The sequence below is a fragment of the Nocardioides conyzicola genome (genome assembly GCF_039543825.1).
In the GTDB taxonomy this organism is placed as follows: domain Bacteria; phylum Actinomycetota; class Actinomycetes; order Propionibacteriales; family Nocardioidaceae; genus Nocardioides; species Nocardioides conyzicola.
Window position 1 is genome coordinate 111,020 of record NZ_BAABKM010000004.1, and the last position, 18,847, is coordinate 129,866.

The window sequence follows — 18,847 nt, forward strand, 5'->3', positions numbered from 1 at the left end:
CCCGACAGACGACGCACGGGACCCCCCAGGTTCCGAGAACGGGCGCTGTTGCTGCCCGGCTCTCCCCCCACGCGACGAAAGCCTCCACAGACTAGGCGCCGGACGGCGCCAGCACGGCCAAATCACGGCCATGAGACGTCCGATTCCGGACGTGGCAGGGATCGGCCACCGACGACCACCCTGAGGGGTGAGGCCGGCCCCCCTTATCCGACCTTGATGCTCCTGGTCGCCGAGGACCTCGCGGTCGTGTCGTTGCCGAGGTAGGCGGCCGTGACCTTCAGGGAGCCCTTCGTCACGCGGGGCAGCCGGTACGACGCCTGACCGTGCTTCAGCGTCAGCGTGACCTTCGTGGCGCCGTACGTGAGCCGCACCTTGCCCGTCGCGGGGGTGCCGGCTCGCCGGACCTTGACCTTGAGCGTCGGGCGGCTGCCGGCCTTCGCCCTGGCCGGCGCGGTCAGCGTGGTCGTCGAGGCCACCGGCCGCACCGTGAGGGTGAGGATGGACGACGACGACCCGGCGAAGTCGGTGGACGACGGCAGGTACGTCGCTCGGTAGGAGTGCTGACGGACGGCGGCTCCGGGCACGACCAGCGTCGCCTTCCCGCCCTGGGCCTGGACCTGGCCGATGCGGGTGCTGCCGTCGAACACCCGCACCGTGCCGACCGGCACCAGGCCGTCGGTGCCGGCGACCGTGATCCGCAGCGTCGCGGTCGTCCCACTGACCTTGCCGGAGAGCGCGGTGGTGGTGGCCGTCGGCGCGACGGTCACCTGGCGCGCGGGCGACGTCGACGTCGCGAACGCCGCCTCGTCGGCCGGCAGGAAGACGGCGGTGTAGGCGTGCGCTCCGGCGGCGACAGCGGGCAGCGTGAGCGAGGCGGCGCCAGCCGTCACCGGCGCCGACCCGACGACGCTCGCGTCCTGGAGGAACTGGACCGTGCCCGCCGGGGTGCCCGTGCTCGCCGCCACGGTCGCCTTCAGCGACACCGTGCGGCGCACCGCGCCGGCCGTCAGCCCGGTCGTCGTCGCGGTCCCCGGGACCGGTCCCGTCACGGTGACGGTCCTGGCGGCGGAGGCAGAGCCCGCGAACGAGTCGTCAGCCGGGACGTACGTCGCGACGTAGGTGTGCTCTCCCTTGGAGACTCCGGGCAGGGCGACGCTCACGGTGCCGGCGTCGAGCACCCCGCTCGTCACGACGGCGCCCCCCTCGCTGAGCTGCACCTCACCGGTCGGCACGCCGTCGGGGCTGGTCACGGTGGCCGCGAAGGTGACCGTGGTGCCGGAGCTGGTCACGGTGACGTCGGTCGCCGACGTGCTGGTCGCCAGCGTGAGGGACTGCTGCGGCGACGTGGACCCGGCGTACGTGGTGCTGCTGGTCGGGACGAACGTGGCCTCGTAGACGTGGTCGCCGGTGGGCACCGAGGTCAGGGTCTTGGTGGCCTCACCGGCGGCCACCGTCGCGGTCCCGACGACGGTGCTGCCGTCGCGGAACGTGACGGTGCCGGCCGGGTTGCCTGCCTGGGCTGACACGTCCGCGGTGAGGACGACGCTGCGGGAGCCGGGCGTGCGCTCCGCTACGAGCGCGGTCTCGGTGGTCGTCGGGTCGACGGTCAACGAGTGCGTCGCGGAGGACGTCATGAAGTCGTCGCCGTGCTCCGCGACGAAGACGGCGGTGTAGTCGTGCACGCCCCCGAGCACGTCGTCGACGGTGAGCAACGCGATGCCGTCGCCGCCGACCCCGCTCGGGTCGCCGAGGCTCGTCGTGCCGTCGTAGAACTCGACGGCTCCGGTCGGCACGCCGGCACCGGACGTGACCAGCGCCTCCAGCCTGACCTGGTTGTCCGCGCCGGTGGTCGCGGTGAGCGTCGTCGTGGTCGCGTGGGGCACCGTGACGGTCTGGTGGTCCGAGGACGTGGCGTGGCTGGTGCCGGTCGGCACGAAGGTCGCGGTGTACGTGTGGGGCCCGGCGCTGACGCCGGTGAGCGTGAGCGCCGCACTCGTGCCGCTCAGCGGGCTGGTGCCGAGGAGCGTGCTGCCCTCGCGGAACTCCACCGCGCCGGTGAGGGTGCCGTCGGTGGTGGACGGGGTCGCGGTGAGGGTGACGTCCTGGCCGGTGACGGTGGTGACCAGGGCGGTGCTGGTGGCGATCCGACCGATGGTCACGGTCGTGGTGGCAGAGCTCGAGCCGGCGAAGGTCCCCGAGTCCGTCGGGACGAAGGTCGCGGTGTAGCCGTGGTCGCCGGGGCTCACGTTGGTCAGGGTCGTGGTCGCGGCACCGGAGGCGACGTCGACGGTCCCGACGACGGTGCTGCCCTCGCGGAACTCGACCTTCCCGGCCGGGGTGCCGCTCGCGCCGGTCACGGCGCCGACGAGCGTGACGGCGCGTCCGTCCGCGGTCGTCGTCAGCTGGGTCGTGGTGACGATCGGCGCGACCGTGGCCACGGCGTCCGAGGAGGCCGAGCCGGCGTACGTGACGGCGCTGGCCGGCACGTACGTGGCGGTGTAGGTGTGGGCGCCGGGGGTGACGTCGGTCAGCGTCGTCGACGCCGCCCCGGCGGACACGGCGACCGTGCCCACCACGGTCGCCCCCTCGCGGAACTCGACCTGCCCGGTCGGGGCGCCGCTCGCGCCGGTGACCGTCGAGGACAGGGTGACGGCGCGGACGGCCACCTGGGTGTCCAGGGTCGTCGTCGTGACGATCGGGGCGACGGTGAGGGTGCTGGCGGTCGAGACGGAGCCGGCGTACGTGACCGGCGCGGTCGGCACGAAGGTCGCGGTGTAGGTGTGCTCCCCCGGCGTGACGCCCGACAGCGTCGTGGACGCGGCACCGTCGGTGACGGCGACGGTGCCGACGAGGCCGGTGCCGTCGCGGAACTCGACCTGGCCGGTCGGGGTGCCGCTCGCGCCGGTGACCGTCGAGGAGAGGGTGACGGCGCGGACGGCGACCTGGGTGTCCAGGGTCGTCGTCGTGACGATCGGGGCGACGGTGACCTTGCTCGCGGTCGAGACCGAGCCGGCCTGCGTGACCGCGTCGCTCGGGACGAAGGTCGCGGTGTACGTGTGCTCCCCCGGCGCCACGCCGGCCGGGCTCGTGGTCGCCGCGCCGTTGCTGTCGACCGCGACGGTGTCCACGACGGTGGAGCCCTCCCGGAACACGACCGAGCCGGCCGGCGTCCCGCGCAGCGGGGTGACCACCGACCGGAGGGTGACCGTGCGCACCGAGGCGCTCGACGTCAGCGTCGTCGTGGTCGGCATCGCGACGGTGACGCTCCGCTCGGAGGACGTCGACCCGACGTGCGTGGCGGTCCTGCCGGGGACGTACGTCGCCGTGTAGGTGTGCGCGCCGGGGTCGGTCCCGGTGAGCTCGAGGTGCGCGGCCCCGGCCACGAGGTCGACGGTGCCGACGATCCTGGTGCCCTCGCGGAGGATGACCGACCCGGCCGGGGTCCCGTAGCCGGACGTCACCGCGGCGTCGAAGGAGACGGTGCGCCCGGCGACGCTCAGGTCCAGGTCGGTGGCCGTCGTGGCGGGAGCGATCCTCGTGAAGCTCGGCGCCGTGCTCGAGAAGGCGTAGGCGACCGCGTCGTCGGGGCTGAAGAAGGCGCGGTAGGCGTGGTCGCCGGGGGCGACGCCGTTGATGGTGACCGAGGCGGCGCCGGCCACCAGGACCGCCGTGCCGACGACCGTGCTCCCGTCACGGATGTCGACCTCGCCCGCGGGAGAGCCGCTCGGGCTCGTGACGTGGACGTCGAACGTGACCGAGCGCCCGGCGACGTCGGTGTCCAGGACGGTCGTGGTGGCGACCGCGCCGACGGTCGTCGACCGGATCGCCGAGACGGAGCCGGCCACGGTGCCCGGGGTCGTGGGGACGAACGTCGCCCGGTAGCTGTGGCTGCCCGGGGTGACGTTCGACAGCGTCACCGACGCGCTGCCGGACGTGACCGCGACGGTGCCGACGAGCGTGCTCCCCTCCCGGAACTCGACGGCGCCGGCGGGCGAGCCGGCGGCGACCACGGTCGCCGTGAGGGAAACGGTGCGCTGGACCGCGCCGGCCGTCAGGTCCGTCACCGTGGGGACCTTGACCGTCACGCCACGGTCCGGGGAGACGGAGCCGGCGTACGTCGTCGGGTCGGTCGGCACGAAGGTGGCCGTGTAGATGTGCGCGCCGGGCGTGACGTCATCCAGGTGGAGCGCGGCTGCGCGGCCGGCCAGCGTCACCTTGCCCACCGTCGTCCCGTCCTGCCGGAAGACGACCTGGCCGGCGGCGTCCGAGTCGAGCGTGGCCGCGATCTGGACGGCGGAGGCGGTCACGGTGGCCGTGAGGCCGGTCGTCGTGGCGATCGGGTCCACGGTCGCCGAGCGGCCGGCCGACGCGGATCCGGCGAACGTCGCCGGGCTCGTCGGGGCGAAGGTGGCCGTGTAGGTGTGGGTGCCCGGGACGACGCCGGTCAGCTCTGCCAGGGCGCTGCCGGCGACCACCGCGACCGTGGCGACGACGGAGCCGCCCTCGCGGAAGACGACGTTGCCGGAGGGCACGCCGCTCGCGGCGGTGACCTGGGAGGAGAGCTCGACCTCCTGGCCGGTGCCGGAGGTCGCGGTGAGCGCGGTCATCGTCACGATCGGGAGCACCGAGAGGGTGCGGCTCGGCGAGGCCGAGCCCGTGTACGTCGTGGGATCGGTCGCGACGAAGGTCGCGGTGTAGGAGTGCGACCCCGGGGTGACCGACGACAGGACCAGCTGCGCCTCGCCCTCGTCGAGCGCGACGGTGCCGACGACCGTGGAGCCGTCGCGGAAGACGGCGTTGCCCTCCGGCTGGCGGGAGCCGGACGCGACCGTCGCGTCGAGCGTCACGGTGCGGACGTCGACCGCGGCGGCGAGGTCGGTGGTGGACGACCGCTCCGCGGCCGTGACGGTCTTGCCTGCGGAGGTCGACCCGGCATGCGTCGTACCGGTCGGCACGAAGGTCGCCGTGTAGGTGTGCGACCCGGGCGTGACGTCGGTGAACGTGCGCACGACCGTGGTGGCGTCCAGCGTGGCGGTGCCCAGGAGCGTGGTGCCGTCGCGGAGCTCCACCGAGCCGGCGAGGGTGCCGGCGGCGGTGGCCGGGGTGGCGGTTAGGGTGACGGTCTGGGCGCTGACTGTGGCGACGAGAGCAGTGGTGGTGGCGATCTTCGCGGCGGTGACGGTCTTCGGGTCCGAGTCCGAGCCGGTGTAGACCGTCGGGTCGGCGGGCACGAACGTCGCGGTGTAGGTGTGCCCGCCCGGCGTGACGTTGCTGAGCACCAGGCTCGCGGCACCGCTGGCCACCGTCACCACGCCGACCAGGGTGCTCCCGTCGCGGAGCTGCACCTTGCCGGCCGCCGTCCCGCTGGTCACGGCGACGGCTGAATCGAGCGTGACGGTCCGGTCGGAGACCGCCGCCTGGAGCGTCGTGGTGGAGGCGACCGGGTCGACGGTGGCCACGCTCGCGGCGGACGACGAGCCCCCGGTGGCCGCGGTGCCCGGCGTGTAGGTCGCTGTGTAGCTGTAGGTGCCCGGCACGACGCTCGTCGCCGTGTAGACCGCCGTGCCCGAGGCCACGGTCACGGTGCCCACCAGGGTGCCGTCCCGGTAGAAGGCGACGCTCCCCGCGGGCGTGGCGCCGGACCCGGCGACGACCGCCGTCGCGGTGACGGTGCGGCCGGTCACGTCGGTGGTCAGCGTCGTCGTGGTGGTGCCCGGGATGGTCGCCGTCCGGGTCGGCGAGGTGGAGGGGTTGTGGACGGTGCCGGTCGGCACGAACGTCGCGGTGTAGGAGTGCGCGCCGTACGACGCCGCGACCGTGGCCGTGACAGTGGTCGCGGTCGAGGTCACGGTCCGGGTGGCGACCACGGCGCCACCATCGCGGAAGGTGACCGTGCCCGCGAGCGCGCCCGAGGCGGCCGAGACGGTGGACGACAGGTCGACGGACTGGGCGTTGACCGTCGCGGTCAGGGTGGTGGCGGAGGCGACCCGGGCGACGTCGACCGGGTGCGCCTCCGAGACGGATCCGGCGTAGAGCGCGGTGCTGGTCGGCACGAACGTCGCGGTGTAGCTGTGCGCGCCGGCCGCCACGCTCGGCAGCGTCACCGAGGCGGCGCCGCCGGACAGCGTCACCGTCCCGACGAGGCTGGTGCCGTCGCGGAACTCGACGTCGCCCGCAGGCGTCCCGGGTCCGGTGACGCCGGCCGTCAGGGTCACGGCGCTGACGTTGACGGAGCTCGCGAGCGTGGTCGCGGTCGCCCCGACGACGTTGGCGGTCCGGGACACCGAGCTCGAGGTCGCGTACGTCGTGCCGCTCGGCACGAAGGTCGCGACGTAGGCGTGGGCGCCGGGGGCGACGCCGGGCAGCTGGAGGACCGCGGCCCCGCTGGCCAGCGGGACGGTGCCGACGAGCGCGCTCCCCTCACGGAACTCGACCTTCCCGGCGAGGGTGCCCCCGGTGACGCTGCTGGTCAGGGTCACGACCTGTCCGGAGACGCCCGTGGTGAGGTCGGTCGTGGTCGTCGTCGCGGCCACGGTCGCCGTCTGGTCGGGCGAGACCGACGCCGCCTGCTGGGCCGGGGTCGTCGGGGCGAAGGTGGCCGTGTAGCTGTGGACGCCGGTGCTGACCGCCGTCAGCACCGTGCTCGCCACGCCTCCCGAGACCGTGCCGGTCCCGACGACGTCGTCACCCTCCCGGAAGGTGACGGACCCGGCCGCCGCCCCGATAGAGCTCGTCACCGTCGCGGTCAGGGTCACCTGGTGGCCGCTCACGGCGGAGCCGAGCGCGGTCGACGTCACCGACGGGTCGATGGTCACGTCCTGCGTCGGCGACGTCGAGCCCGCGTCGCGCAGGTCGTCGGTCGGGACGAAGGTGGCCGTGTAGTGGTGGACGCCGACGGCGACGTTGGTGAGGGCCTGCTGGCCGGCGCCGCTGCTGAGGGTCACCGTGCCGAGGAGCGTGCTGCCCTCGCGGAGCTCGACCGTGCCCGCCGACGACGGGCTGACGCTCGTCTGCAGCGTGACCGTGCGGCCGCTGAGGCTGGGCGTGAGCGTGGTCGTCGTCGGCGTCGCGACGACGGCGAGCGACGTGGCGGTCGACGTCGACGCTGCGTACGCCGTCGCGTCGGCGGGGACGAAGGTCGCGGTCAGCTGGTGGGTGCCGCGGGTCAGGTCCGCAAGCGGCAGCGAGGCGGAGCCGGCGACCAGGGTCGCGCTGCCGACGACGGTGGACCCGTCCTTGACCTGGACGCTGCCGGCCGGGGTCGCACCGGTGGCGGTGACGGTCGCGACCAGCCGCGCCGTACGTCCGGAGACCTGGCCGGAGAGGGTCGTGGTCGTCGATGCCGCGGCCGGGTACGCCGCCACGGTGACGGCCGCGGCGGCGGACGTCGAGCCGACGTACCGCTCGAGGTCGGACGGGACGAAGGTCGCGGTGTAGGAGTGGGCGCCCGGCGCCACGGAGGTCAGCACCACCGTGGACGCGCCGTACGCGACCGTGCCGGTGCCGACCAGGGTCGTGCCGTCGCGGAACTGCACCGTGCCGGCAGCGGTCCCGGCCGACGGGGCGACGTTCGCCGTCAGCGTCACCTGCTGGGCGTCGGAGGACCCGGTCAGGGTGGTGGCCGTGGTGGACGCGGCGACCGTGACCGTCTTCCCCGCCGAGGTGGACTCGGCGAACAGGTCGCTCCGGGTCGGGACGAACTTCGCGGTGAAGACGTGGTCGCCCCGTGCCTGGTCGGTCACGGTCAGCGTGGGGGTGGGCGTCGAGCCGTCGAGGAGGTCGTCGCCGACCTGGGTGCTGCCGTCGTAGAAGTAGACGTGCCCCACCGGTGCGCCGAAGGTGGCGGTGACCGTGGCCGTGAGCTTGACGGAGCGGTCACTGCCCCCGACGGCACTGAGGGTGGTCGTGGTGCTCTTCGCACCGATCGCGCTGCCCGCCCAGGTCAGGCCGAACGGGCCGACGCCGGTCGCCGTCCGGTAGCCGTTGACGCCGATGGCGTACGTCGTGCCTGCGGTGGCGTTGAACGTGACCGCGGCGAGATGACCGCCACCCGCCGGCTCGTCGTTGCCGTCCACCCTGCTCAGCGTCCCGACCGTGCTGCCGGTGTAGACGTCGAGGGTGGTGTCCCGGTCGGTGGTCGACGAGGTCGTGGCCAGCGTGACCGGCCCCGAGGCCGGCGCGGTCCAGGAGTACCAGACCGAGGCCTTGCCGGCGCCGGCACGGGTGGCGGTCGGGGCCGGCTCCCCCGACTCCTCGGACGACTCGGTGTTGTTGCCGGTGACGCTGCCCGACACGCCGCTGATCGTGACGCGCTGGCCGAAGGCGTCGTTGCCGGCGCGCGCCGGGACCGTGACGGTCGCGGTCGCCGTCGGCCCGGTGCCGACGCTGCTGACGGCGGCGACCCCGAACGTGTAGGTCGCGCCCGGGGAGAGCCCGGCGAACCCGAGCGCGGTGGTCGACGCGTCGTAGTAGGTGTAGAGGGTGCCGTCGATGAAGAGGGCGTACGTCTGGACCGAGGCGCTGCCGGCGCTCGGCGGCGCCGACCAGGCGAGCACGGCGGTCTGCGGGACCGGGTTCCAGGCGGCGGTGAAGTTCTTGGGCGCTCCCGGCACGACGGTCCCGCTCGAGGTCGTGGCGGTGACGGACCGCGCCACCCCGGGGCCGTTGGCGTTGAGCGGGGTCACCGTGAACGTGTAGCCGGTGCCGAAGGCGAGGCCGGTCCAGGTGTAGCCGGTCGTCGAGGCCGGCACCTGCACGTAGTCGTCGCTGCCGCTGCGGGTCAGGAGGTAGCCGGTGACCGCGCCGCCGGCGCCCGGGGTCGTGGGGGCGGTCCAGCTGAGGGCGACGTCCGGGGCCAGCGGGTCCGGCGTGGCGGCCAGATTGTTGGCCTGGGAGGGCACGCCCGTGGCGGCCGCGCCCGTGCAGCTGCCGGTCCGCGCCATCGTGTAGGCGCCCAGGGAGCCGTAGTCGTCGTACCCGGTGCTCCACGGTCCGTTGCCGGTGCCGTCGACGGCGACGTAGTAGCTGCCGGAGGCGTTGGTCTGGGTGATCGACGCGTCCAGCCCGGACGCCGTCGTCGCGCCGGTCTGGGCGGAGGCCGGGTCCGCCGTGGTCAGCGCGGTCCCGGTGGGCGAGAGGAGGGTGAGCTTGATGTCGAGGTCGGCCTGGGCGTCGACCGGGCTGGCGGAGACGGTGAAGGTGCCGGTGCACGTGCCGAGCCGGTAGACGTCGACGTCGGAGCGGCTCGTGATGTAGCTCGCGCCGGCCGGGAACGCCGCGGCCTGCCCGACGTTGCCCCCGGCGTCGTCGGGTCGGGAGCCGATGACGGACCGGATGGTCGCGACGTCGTCCTCGTGGTTGGTCGCTCCCGGGTAGTCACCCTGGCTCCACTGGCTGATCGGGTGGAGGTCGGCCGAGCCCATGATCGGCGCCCACGCACCGTGCCCGGGGTCGACGGTCGCGGTCGAGCCCCCGTCGTCGACGAGACCGAGCTGGTGCCCCACCTCGTGGCTGACGGCTTCCGCGGTCCGCTTCGGCGAGTCCGGGCCGAGCAGGTCGGGGAAGACCCACGCGGGCTGCTGGTAGCCGTAGCCGTCGCCGCCCGCACCACCGGAGGTCGCGCCGAAGGCGCCGAGGTACGACGCGGCGCCGCAGTCGCTGTCGCAGATCGCCGCGCTGGTGGCGAGGCTGGGCGAGATGACGACGTGCGCGCCGTAGACGTGGTCGCCCGGGCCGGACCGGTCGATCGCCGCGGCGCCGGGGTCGGCGGTGGTGACGTCGACGTCGAACGGCGCGTAGTCCTCCGCCACCGACGCCCAGATCGCCTGGATGCTCGTCAGCTCGCTGTCGGCGAAGGCCGGACCGTCGCCGGACGGGTCCCACGCCGGCTGCGTCGGGGGTACGCCGGGGTGCTCGGCCTGCCAGCGCGTGCCGCTCACGGACGCGCCGTCGACGTCGAGGAAGATCGTGTGCGCGGAGCCCGGCAGGCTGTGCAGGGCGAAGGTCTGGTCGAGCGGAGCAGCCGCCCGCGCCCGCCGGGTCGGAGCGTTTCGCACGACGGGGTCCCGGTAGAAGACGGCGCCCTCGGAGTCGACCCAGGCGGAGGGGTCGGAGCTCAGCAGCCGGACGAGCTCGTCGCTGCTCATCTCGTTGAGCGCGGCGGCCTCGTCGACCCGGTCACCGAGCAGGCGTACGGCGCGAGCGCCGTGGACGGGTCGCGGCAGGGCGACGTCGGCGCGTGCCGCCTCCGCGGCCGCGGCCGAGAGCGGCCTGGCGGTGTACGTCGGCCTGGCCGCCGGAGCGCCCACGGTCTTGGTCGCCGCCGCGGCCGTCGTGACGGCCTGCAGGGCCCCGCCCGTGGAGGGGGCGCCGATGAGCACCAACGCTGCCGAGAGGACGCCGACGACGCCCGTCAGGCGACGCGCTGGACGACCCACCAGACCCCCCGTATTCGAGGAATCCGACGATAGCCGCGCCTCGTGGTCCGCGTGGGCAGTACGCGGAAACGCGTCACCTTCTCGCCGTGATGTAGCAGGCGACGGCCGTCGCTGCCGCGACGTTGAGGGAGTCGATGCCGGCGCGCATCGGGATGATCGCCCGCCGGTCGGCGGCCTCCTCCCAGCGGGCCGACAGGCCGTGTCCCTCGGACCCGAGCACCAGGGCGACCTTCTCGACGCCGTCGACGGCGTCCTCGATCGGGGTGGCGTCGTCGGCGAGGGTCAACGCGACGGTGGTGAAGCCGGCCGCCGAGAGGTCCGGCAGCGCGTCGTACCAGTCCGGGAGCCGGGTCCACGGCGTGCTGAACACCGCGCCCATCCCGACCTTGATCGCGCGCCGGTAGAGAGGGTCGGCGCACCGGGGTGCCAGCAGCACGGCGTCGAAGCCGAACGCCGCCCCCGACCTGAAGATGGCGCCGACGTTGGTGTGGTCGACGAGGTCCTCGAGGACGAGGACCGAGCGGGCACCCGTCAGCACGGACGCGACGCTCGGCAGCGGCCTCCGCTCGTACGACGCCAGGGCGCCGCGGTGCACGTGGAAGCCGACGACCTGCTCGACCAGCGCCTCCTCGAGCACGTAGCAGGGGGCGTCCGTCGTCGCGAGCACGTCGGCGAGGCCGTCGACCCAGCGCGGCGCCATCAGGAACGACCGCGGGGCGAACCCCGCCTCCGCCGACCGCCGGACCACCTTCTCCCCCTCGGCGAGGAAGAGGCCGTGCTCGGTCTCGAGGTGCTTGCGCAGCTCGACGTCGCGCAGGTCGCGGTAGTCGGCGAGGCGTGGGTCGGTTGGGTCGGTGATCTCGACGATCGTGGCCATCAGGCCTGGAACGCCTCGGGATGGGCGACCGCCACCACCTCGCCGACCACGATGATCGCGGGCGGGCGCACGTCGTGGGCCGCCAGCTCGGCCTCCAGCGTCCCCAGGGTGGCCAGCACCGTGCGCTCCCCCGGCATCGTCCCGTCGCTGATGACCGCGACGGGGGTGGTCACGGGCCGGCCGCCAGCGACCAGGGCGGTCGCGATGGCCGGGGCGTTCTCGACCGCCATCATCAGCACGACCGTGCCGGTGAGCTGGCCGATCGCGGGCCAGTTGACGAGCGACTCCACGTGGCCGGGCGGGAGGTGGCCGGACACCACCGTGAACTCGTGGGTCACCCCACGGTGGGTGACCGGGATCCCGGCGACGGCCGGGACGGACACCGAGCTGGACAGGCCCGGGATGACGGTGACCGGCACGCCGGCCTCGCGGCACGCGATGACCTCCTCGTAGCCGCGCCCGAAGACGAAGTTGTCGCCGCCCTTGAAGCGGACGACCTTCTTGCCGGCCAGCGCCCCCTCGACGATGATCCGGTTGATCTCCTCCTGCTGGGCCGACCGGCCCCGCGGCAGCTTGGTGACGTCGACCAGCTCGACGTCGGCCGGCAGCTCGCCGAGCAGCTCGCGGGGGGCGAGCCGGTCGGCGACCACGAGGTCGGCCTCCATCAGCGCCTTGCGCCCGGCGACCGAGATCAGCTCCGGGTCGCCCGGCCCGCCGCCGACGAGCACCACGCCCGGCGTACGGTCGCGCTGGTGCCGGGCCACGATCGTGCCCTCGCGCAGGCCTTCGAGGATCTCGTCGCGCACGGCGGCGGAGCGCTGCGGCTCGCGCTGGCCGAGCACCGCGACGGTGACGCCCGCGTGCCGCCCCACGGCCGGCGTCCAGGCCGTCGCGCGCGTCGCATCGTCGGCGCGCACGCAGAAGATCCGCCGCTCCTCGGCCGCGAAGGACACCTGCTCGTTGACGTCGTGGTCGTCGGTGGCCGCGATGACGTACCAGCTCAGGTCGAGGTCGGTGGCCACGAAGCCGCGCTGGTGCCAGGTGATCTCGCCCGCGGACGCCATGCCCTCGACCGCGGGCGTGACCTCCGGCGACACCAGGTGGACATCGGCCCCCACCGAGATCAGGTGCGGCACCCGCCGCTGGGCGACGTGCCCGCCGCCGACGACGACCACGCGACGCCCCGTCAGCAGCAGTCCCGAGGGATAGATGGGGAAGTCGTCCATCGGACCATCATCCCGGCAGCCCGTCGCGGCCCGGTGACGCGGGTTCACCCACCGGACTACGTTGGAGCCCGTCCTGCCCAGGCCCTATGCACCCACGTGTGAGGAACACCATGACCCTCGACCGTCCGGTCACCCCGAACCCCTACGACCTGCTGCCCGCCGCACCGTCCTTCACGGTCACCAGCGCCGACGTCAGCGACGGCGCGCCGCTCAAGGACGACCAGGTCGCCGACGCCGGCAACACCTCGCCCCAGCTCTCCTGGGAGGGCGCGCCGGAGGGCACGAAGAGCTACACGGTCACCTGCTTCGACCCGGACGCGCCCACGCCCAGCGGCTTCTGGCACTGGGTCCTGGTCGACCTGCCCGCGGACGTCACGTCGCTCGACGCAGGCGCCGGCGCCGAGGGAGCAGCGCTGCCGGGCAACGCCTTCATGTGCCGCAACGACGGCGGCCCCAAGGCGTTCATGGGCGCCGCCCCGCCCGAGGGTGACCAGGTGCACCGCTACTTCTTCGTCGTGCACGCCGTGAAGGAGGAGTCCCTCGGGGTCGACTCCGACGCCTCGCCCGCGGTCGTCTCGTTCAACCTGGCCTTCAAGACCGCCGGCCGCGCCATCCTCCACGGCACCTACCAGCACTAGACAGGGCACCATGACCCACACCGATGCCGACCTCGCGGCGTACGTCGAGGAGCTCACCGGGCAGGGCGTCCGGCTGGTCGGCGGGTCGGTGGTGGACATGGGCGGCGTCGCCCGCGCGAAGTACGTCCCGACCGCGCGGCTGGCGGCGTTCCACCGCGTCGGCATGGGCGCCTCGCCGTGCTGGAGCGTCTTCTGCGTCGACGGCAACATCGCGTTCACGCCGGAGCTCAACGTGGTCGGCGACCTGCGGATCCCGATCGACCCCGCCGAGCTGCGGGTCGTGGAGGACGGCGTGGCCTGGGCCCCGGGCGAGCTCCACGACCAGGACGGCGACAGCAACGACATGTGTGCCCGGTCGGCCCTCCGGCGCACGGTCGCCACGACGGAGGCGGCCGGCCTGACAGCGCTCGTGGGCGCCGAGCTGGAGTGCACCCTGCTCGGGCCCGACGGAGGGCACGCGACGACGGGAGCCCGGTCGCCGTACGGGCTGCGCACCTCGCTGGAGCAGGCGGCGTTCCTCACCGACCTCGCCGAGGCGGCCGACCGGGTCGGGCTCGGCCTCGAGCAGCTGCACATGGAGTACGGCCAGGACCAGGTCGAGATCTCGCTGTCGCCCGCCGACCCCGTGCGCGCCGCCGACGACGTGATCCTCGCGCGGCTCGTGCTCGGCAGGACCGCTGCCCGGCACGGGATGCAGGTGTCCTTCTCCCCGCTGCCGTTCACGGGCGAGGTCGGCAACGGCGCCCACCTGCACCTGTCGCTCGTCACGAGCGACGGACCGGTCTTCGGCGGCGGCAGCGGACCGCACGGCCTGACCCCCGCCGGCGAGGCGGCGATCGCGGGGATCCTCGACGCGCTGCCCGGCCTGGTCGGGGTGTACGCCGGCTCGGTGCTGTCCGCCGCACGGCTGCAGCCCGGCAACTGGTCCGGCGCCGCGCTCTGCTGGGGCCTGGAGAACCGCGAGGCCGCCGTACGCCTGGTCGCCGGCGGGCCGGCCAGCGCCCACGGCGCCAACGTCGAGCTCAAGGTGGTCGACCCGAGCGCCAATCCCTACCTCGCGGTCGCCGCCCTGCTCGGCAGCGCGCTCCACGGCATCGAGGCCGGCCTGCCGCTGCCGCCCGAGGTCCCGGACGACCCGAAGGGCACGACCGGCCTGCCGTCCCTGCCCGCGGGCCAGGCCGCGGCGCTCGACGCCTTCGCCGCGTCGCCGATCGCCCGCCGGTTCCTCGGCGACCCGATCGTCGCCGGGCTGCTCGCGGTCCGTCGCTACGAGGTCGAGACCTTCCCCGACCCGTCCGCGCCGGAGGTCGCCGAGGCGCTCAGGCTCTCCTGGAGCTGCTGAGTGGCCGTCCCCGACGAGCTCGCGGAGCACCTCCGCACCGTGCGGCTGGTCGACCACCACGTCCACGGGTGGTTCACGTCCCCCGGCGACCGTCCGTCGTTCGAGGCGGCGCTCAACGAGGGGTCCCCCGGCCCCGTGCCGGCCTGGATGTCGGGCTTCGACCTGCCCGTCGGGCTCGCCGTACGCCGGTGGTGCGCTCCCCTCCTGGGGCTGCCTGCCCTCGCCTCCGCCGACGACTACTGGGCGGCGCGGAGCGCGACGCCGTACGACGAGCTGGTGCGGACGTTCGTCGAGGCCGCCGGTGTCGAGCACTGGGTCGTGGACAACGGGCTCACGCCCGGCCTGCTCGACCTGCCCGAGCCGCGGTCGGAGGTCGTGCGGCTGGAGGTGCTCCTCGAGGAGGTGATCGGCGCCGACGACGTGCCCGGTGCGTTCCGGGCCCGCCTCGACGACGCGGCGGTCCGGGCAGTGGGCACGAAGACGATCGCGGCGTACCGGACCGGGCTGGACATCGACTGGTCGCGCCCCACCGACGCCGCCGTGGTCGCCGCCGCCCTGGCCTCGGGTCCTCGGGTGGTCGACCCGCTGCTGGTCGCGTTCGTCGTGCACGAGGCCGCTGCCCGCGGGCTCCCGCTCCAGGTCCACACCGGCCTCGGCGACCGCGACCTCGACCTGCGCCGTGCCGACCCGCTGCACCTGCTGCCGCTGCTCCGCACCGTCGAGGTGCCCGTGCTGCTGCTGCACTGCTACCCGTTCCACCGCCAGGCGGGCTACCTGGCGCAGGCCTTCGACCACGTCTCGTTCGACGTCGGGCTGGCGGTCAACCACCTCGGCGCGCGCTCGGTCGAGCTCGTCGCCGAGTCGCTCGAGCTGGCGCCGTACGCCAAGCAGCTCTACTCGTCGGACGCGTACGGCGTCCCGGAGCTCCACGTCCTGGGCTCGCTGCTGTGGCGGCGCGCGATGGGCGAGGTCCTCGGTGGCTGGCTCGCCCGCGGTGACTGCGGTCTGGACGACGCCGTCCGGATCGTCGACCTGGTCGCCGCCGGCAACGCGCGTCGCGTCTACGGGCTCTGAGCCCGGCGGGAACCCCGCGACCGCGGGGCCCGTCCCACCCCCATGGCACGACGACCCGGACGGATCCTGAGCGCGGTCGGCCTGCTGGCGCTGACAGCGCTCACCGCCTGCACGCCTGCCGAGGACTGCTGTGCCGCCCCGGTGCGCTCCGTCGCGTCGCCGCCTGCGGGCATGCGCTGGCAGGGAGCCGACGACGTGGTCGTGGCCGTCCCCGAGGAGTGGACGACGCTCACCGACCCCTGTCAGACGACCCGGGAGCCCGCCGTCCGGATCGACGGACCCGTCGACCGCCCGGTGCCGTGCCCCCTGCCTCGCAGCCGACCGTCGGGGCTGGTGGTCGCCCCCGACGACCTGGGCGCACTGCCCGCCCCCGACACCCTCCGGCACCGCACCGAGGTCGACGGGATGACGGTGCGCCACGGCGGCGTGCGCTGCAGCGCCGGTGCGAACGGCCCGTGCACCCTCACGTTCACGGTGCCGACCGTCCACCTGACCTTCGAGGTCGGCTACCTCGGACCGCACCCGAGACGGTTCGTCGAGCGGATGATGCGGTCACTGACGGCCCTGCCCGCCGGCTCCACGACCGTGCCGGTCGTGCCGCTCGGGACCTCCGACGACGACGCGGTCGCACTGCTCGAGGAGGCCGGGCTCGTCGGCGAGGCACCCGACGTGGACTTCCCGCACTACGTCACCGGCACCCGGCCGGCAGCGGGCCTCGTCGTGCCGGCCAGGTCCTCGATCGAGCTCGAGGTCGGCGACGGCTGACGCCGTACGACGTCAGCGGCCGGAGGCCTCGCGCAGCAGCTGGTCGAAGGGCGTCGGCTCGGCGAACTCGTCCGCCACCGTCCGACGCCGGCTGCCGGCGCCGTCGACCGGGCTGACCTTGCCCATGAGCAGGGCCAGCTCGCCCGCGGCTCGGACCACCCGGGCGTCGAGGTCGGTGCCGGCGAAGTCCTCGGTCGCGGCGAAGACGCCGGTCGGCACGACCACCGCGCGCAGGTAGGCGAAGAGCGGCCGGAGCGCGTGCTCCAGCACCAGCGAGTGCCGGGCCGTGCCTGCGGTGGCGGCGACCAGCACCGGCTTCCCGTCCAGCGCCCCGGTCTCCAGCACGTCGAAGAACGACTTGAAGAGACCGGAGTACGACGCCGAGAAGACCGGCGTCACGACGATCAGCCCGTCGGCCACGCGGACGGCGTCCTGGGCCGCGGCCAGCTCGGCACCGGGGAACCCGGTCAGCAGCTGGTCGGTGACCTGGTGGGCCAGGTCGCGCAGCTCGACGTGGGTGACCTCGACGTCCTCCAGCGCCTCGACCGTCGCGGCGGTGAGCCGGTCGGCGAGCAGCCTGGTGGACGACGGGACGCTCAGTCCCGCGCTGATGACGACGAGCCTCGTCATGCGGAGACCTCCTCGCGGTCGGTGGTGCCGGTGACGTCGTCGACCGCGTGCACGGTCGAGTCGTGGGCGCCGCCCGCGGCGGCGACCAGGGACGCGTGGGTGGGCGCGTCCGGGACGTGCGCCGGCCGCCCCTCGGCCATGCCCTTGCGCAGCTCCGGCAGGAGCTCGCCGAGCAGGTCGAGCTGCTCGAGCACCGTCTTCAGCGGCAGGCCCGCGTGGTCGACCAGGAAGAGCTGGCGCTGGTAGTGCCCGACGTAGTCACGGAAGCCGAGCGTCCGCTCGAGCACCTGCTGGGGGGAACCGACCGTCAGCGGGGTCGCCTCGGTGAAGTCCTCCAGCGAGGGGCCGTGGCCGTAGACGGGCGCGTTGTCGAAGTACGGACGGAACTCGTTGACGGCCTCCTGGCTGTTCTTCCTCATGAAGAACTGCCCGCCGAGGCCGACGATGGCCTGGTCGGCGGTGCCGTGGCCGTAGTGCTCGAACCGGCGGCGGTAGAGCTCGACCATCTGCTTGGTGTGGCCGGCCGGCCAGAAGATGTGGTTGTGGAAGAAGCCGTCGCCGTAGTACGCCGCCTGCTCGGCGATCTCGGGGCTGCGGATCGAGCCGTGCCACACGAACGGCGCGACGCCGTCCAGGGGGCGCGGGGTCGAGGTGTAGCCCTGGAGAGGCGTACGGAACCGGCCCTCCCAGGTGACGATCTCCTCGTCCCACAGACGGCGCAGGAGCGCGTAGTTCTCGACCGCCAGGTTGATGCCGTCGCGGATGTCCTTGCCGAACCACGGGTAGACCGGGCCGGTGTTGCCGCGGCCCATCATGAGGTCGACGCGACCATCGGTGAGGTGCTGGATCTTGGCGTAGTCCTCGGCGATCAGCACCGGGTCGGTCGTGGTGATCAGCGTCGTGGCCGTCGACAGGATGATGTTCTCGGTCTGGGCGCCGATGTAGGCGAGGGTCGCGGTCGGGTTGGACGCGATGAACGGCGGGTTGTGGTGCTCGCCCGTGGCGAACACGTCGAGGCCGATCTCCTCCGCCTTCTTGGCGATGGCGACGGTCGCCTTGATCCGCTCGTGCTCTGTCGGCGTCCGACCCGTGGTGGGGTCCGCCGTGACGTCGCCGACGGTGAAGATGCCGAACTGCATGTCCGCTCACTCCTGGAGGTAGGTGGTGGTCCGCCGATGTAGTTGAATGACGAACTAATCGCTCAACGACGCACGGCATCCCGGTATTCCTGCCACCATCCAAGCGTGACCGCACCCGCGCCGTACCGCTGTCCCGCCTGGGTCCCCGTCCTGATCATCGTGCTGACGGTCGGCCAGCTGGCCGTCGCGGAGTGGGTGCCGGGGATCGACCGCTTCGCCGACAAGGCGTTCGGGGCGCGCCTGCTCGCCTACCCGCTGATGATGCTGCTGGTCCCCGCGCTGTGGTGGATCGTCGTCAAGCGCCGCCGGCCGGAGGAGCCTGCGCCGTACGGCGCGTTCTCGCTGATCATGCTGGGCTTCCTGGCCGACGTGACCGGCAACAGCCTGGACCTCTACGACTCGCTGACCTGGTGGGACGACATGAACCACTTCGTCAACTGGGTCTTCCTGCTGACCGGCATCGGCCTGATCATCGGCGCACCCGTGCGGCCCGCCTGGGCGCGGGTGCTGATGATCGCCGGCCTCGGGGCGATCCTGGCCATCGGCTGGGAGCTCGGCGAGTGGTACACGTTCATCCGCCACGGCACCGAGATCGACACGGCGTACGAGGACACCCTGGGCGACGAGACCCTCGGCACCCTGGGCGCGCTGCTCGCAGGCCTGCTCGTGACGTGGCGCCTGCGCGGGTCGGACACGGTTCGATAACGGCGACGCACCTGT

At 73.8% G+C, this 18,847-nt stretch carries 10 protein-coding genes; 5 read left to right on the forward strand and 5 right to left on the reverse strand.

Going from position 1 to position 18,847, the window contains the following annotated elements:
• Nucleotides 1–203: 203 nt before the first annotated feature.
• The 3 genes from ABEA34_RS20335 to cobA form a co-directional block, all read right to left on the reverse strand.
• Nucleotides 204–10,436, reverse strand: a complete 10,233-nt coding sequence (locus tag ABEA34_RS20335; protein ID WP_345523408.1) for a beta strand repeat-containing protein — start codon at nt 10,434–10,436, stop codon at nt 204–206.
• Nucleotides 10,437–10,509: 73 nt separating this feature from the next.
• A complete protein-coding gene (locus ABEA34_RS20340) occupies nt 10,510–11,313 on the reverse strand; it encodes a TrmH family RNA methyltransferase (protein WP_345523410.1) in 804 nt (267 codons plus the stop codon).
• Nucleotides 11,313–12,539: a uroporphyrinogen-III C-methyltransferase gene (gene cobA / locus ABEA34_RS20345; RefSeq protein WP_345523411.1), complete on the reverse strand. Its 1,227-nt coding sequence runs from the start codon at nt 12,537–12,539 to the stop codon at nt 11,313–11,315. Before cobA ends, ABEA34_RS20340 begins: the two co-directional genes overlap by 1 nt.
• A gap of 110 nt (nt 12,540–12,649) precedes the next feature.
• Here cobA and ABEA34_RS20350 point away from each other — a divergent pair, with 110 nt between their 5' ends.
• The 4 genes from ABEA34_RS20350 to ABEA34_RS20365 are packed head-to-tail and all read left to right on the forward strand — an operon-like array spanning nt 12,650 to nt 16,358.
• Nucleotides 12,650–13,177: a YbhB/YbcL family Raf kinase inhibitor-like protein gene (locus ABEA34_RS20350; protein ID WP_345523413.1), complete on the forward strand. Its 528-nt coding sequence runs from the start codon at nt 12,650–12,652 to the stop codon at nt 13,175–13,177.
• Between the two features lie 10 nt (nt 13,178–13,187).
• Nucleotides 13,188–14,519, forward strand: coding sequence for a type I glutamate--ammonia ligase (locus tag ABEA34_RS20355; protein WP_345523415.1), 1,332 nt, complete (start codon nt 13,188–13,190; stop codon nt 14,517–14,519).
• Nucleotides 14,520–15,593: an amidohydrolase family protein gene (locus ABEA34_RS20360; RefSeq protein ID WP_345523416.1), complete on the forward strand. Its 1,074-nt coding sequence runs from the start codon at nt 14,520–14,522 to the stop codon at nt 15,591–15,593. It abuts the gene before it with no gap.
• A gap of 42 nt (nt 15,594–15,635) precedes the next feature.
• Entirely contained in the window at nt 15,636–16,358 is a 723-nt protein-coding gene (locus ABEA34_RS20365; protein ID WP_345523417.1) for a PASTA domain-containing protein, read from the forward strand.
• 12 nt (nt 16,359–16,370) lie between these two features.
• Here ABEA34_RS20365 and ABEA34_RS20370 read toward each other — a convergent pair whose 3' ends face one another.
• Nucleotides 16,371–16,988: an FMN reductase gene (locus ABEA34_RS20370; protein ID WP_345523418.1), complete on the reverse strand. Its 618-nt coding sequence runs from the start codon at nt 16,986–16,988 to the stop codon at nt 16,371–16,373.
• Complete coding sequence (locus ABEA34_RS20375) at nt 16,985–18,127, reverse strand: LLM class flavin-dependent oxidoreductase (RefSeq protein ID WP_345523419.1); 1,143 nt, start codon at nt 18,125–18,127, stop codon at nt 16,985–16,987. Before ABEA34_RS20375 ends, ABEA34_RS20370 begins: the two co-directional genes overlap by 4 nt.
• A 105-nt stretch (nt 18,128–18,232) precedes the next feature.
• On the opposite strand from ABEA34_RS20375, the gene ABEA34_RS20380 reads away from it, so the two are divergent.
• The gene (locus ABEA34_RS20380) at nt 18,233–18,832 is read left to right on the forward strand and encodes a hypothetical protein (protein ID WP_345523421.1); all 600 of its coding nucleotides are present in this window, start codon (nt 18,233–18,235) and stop codon (nt 18,830–18,832) included.
• Nucleotides 18,833–18,847 lie beyond the last annotated feature (15 nt).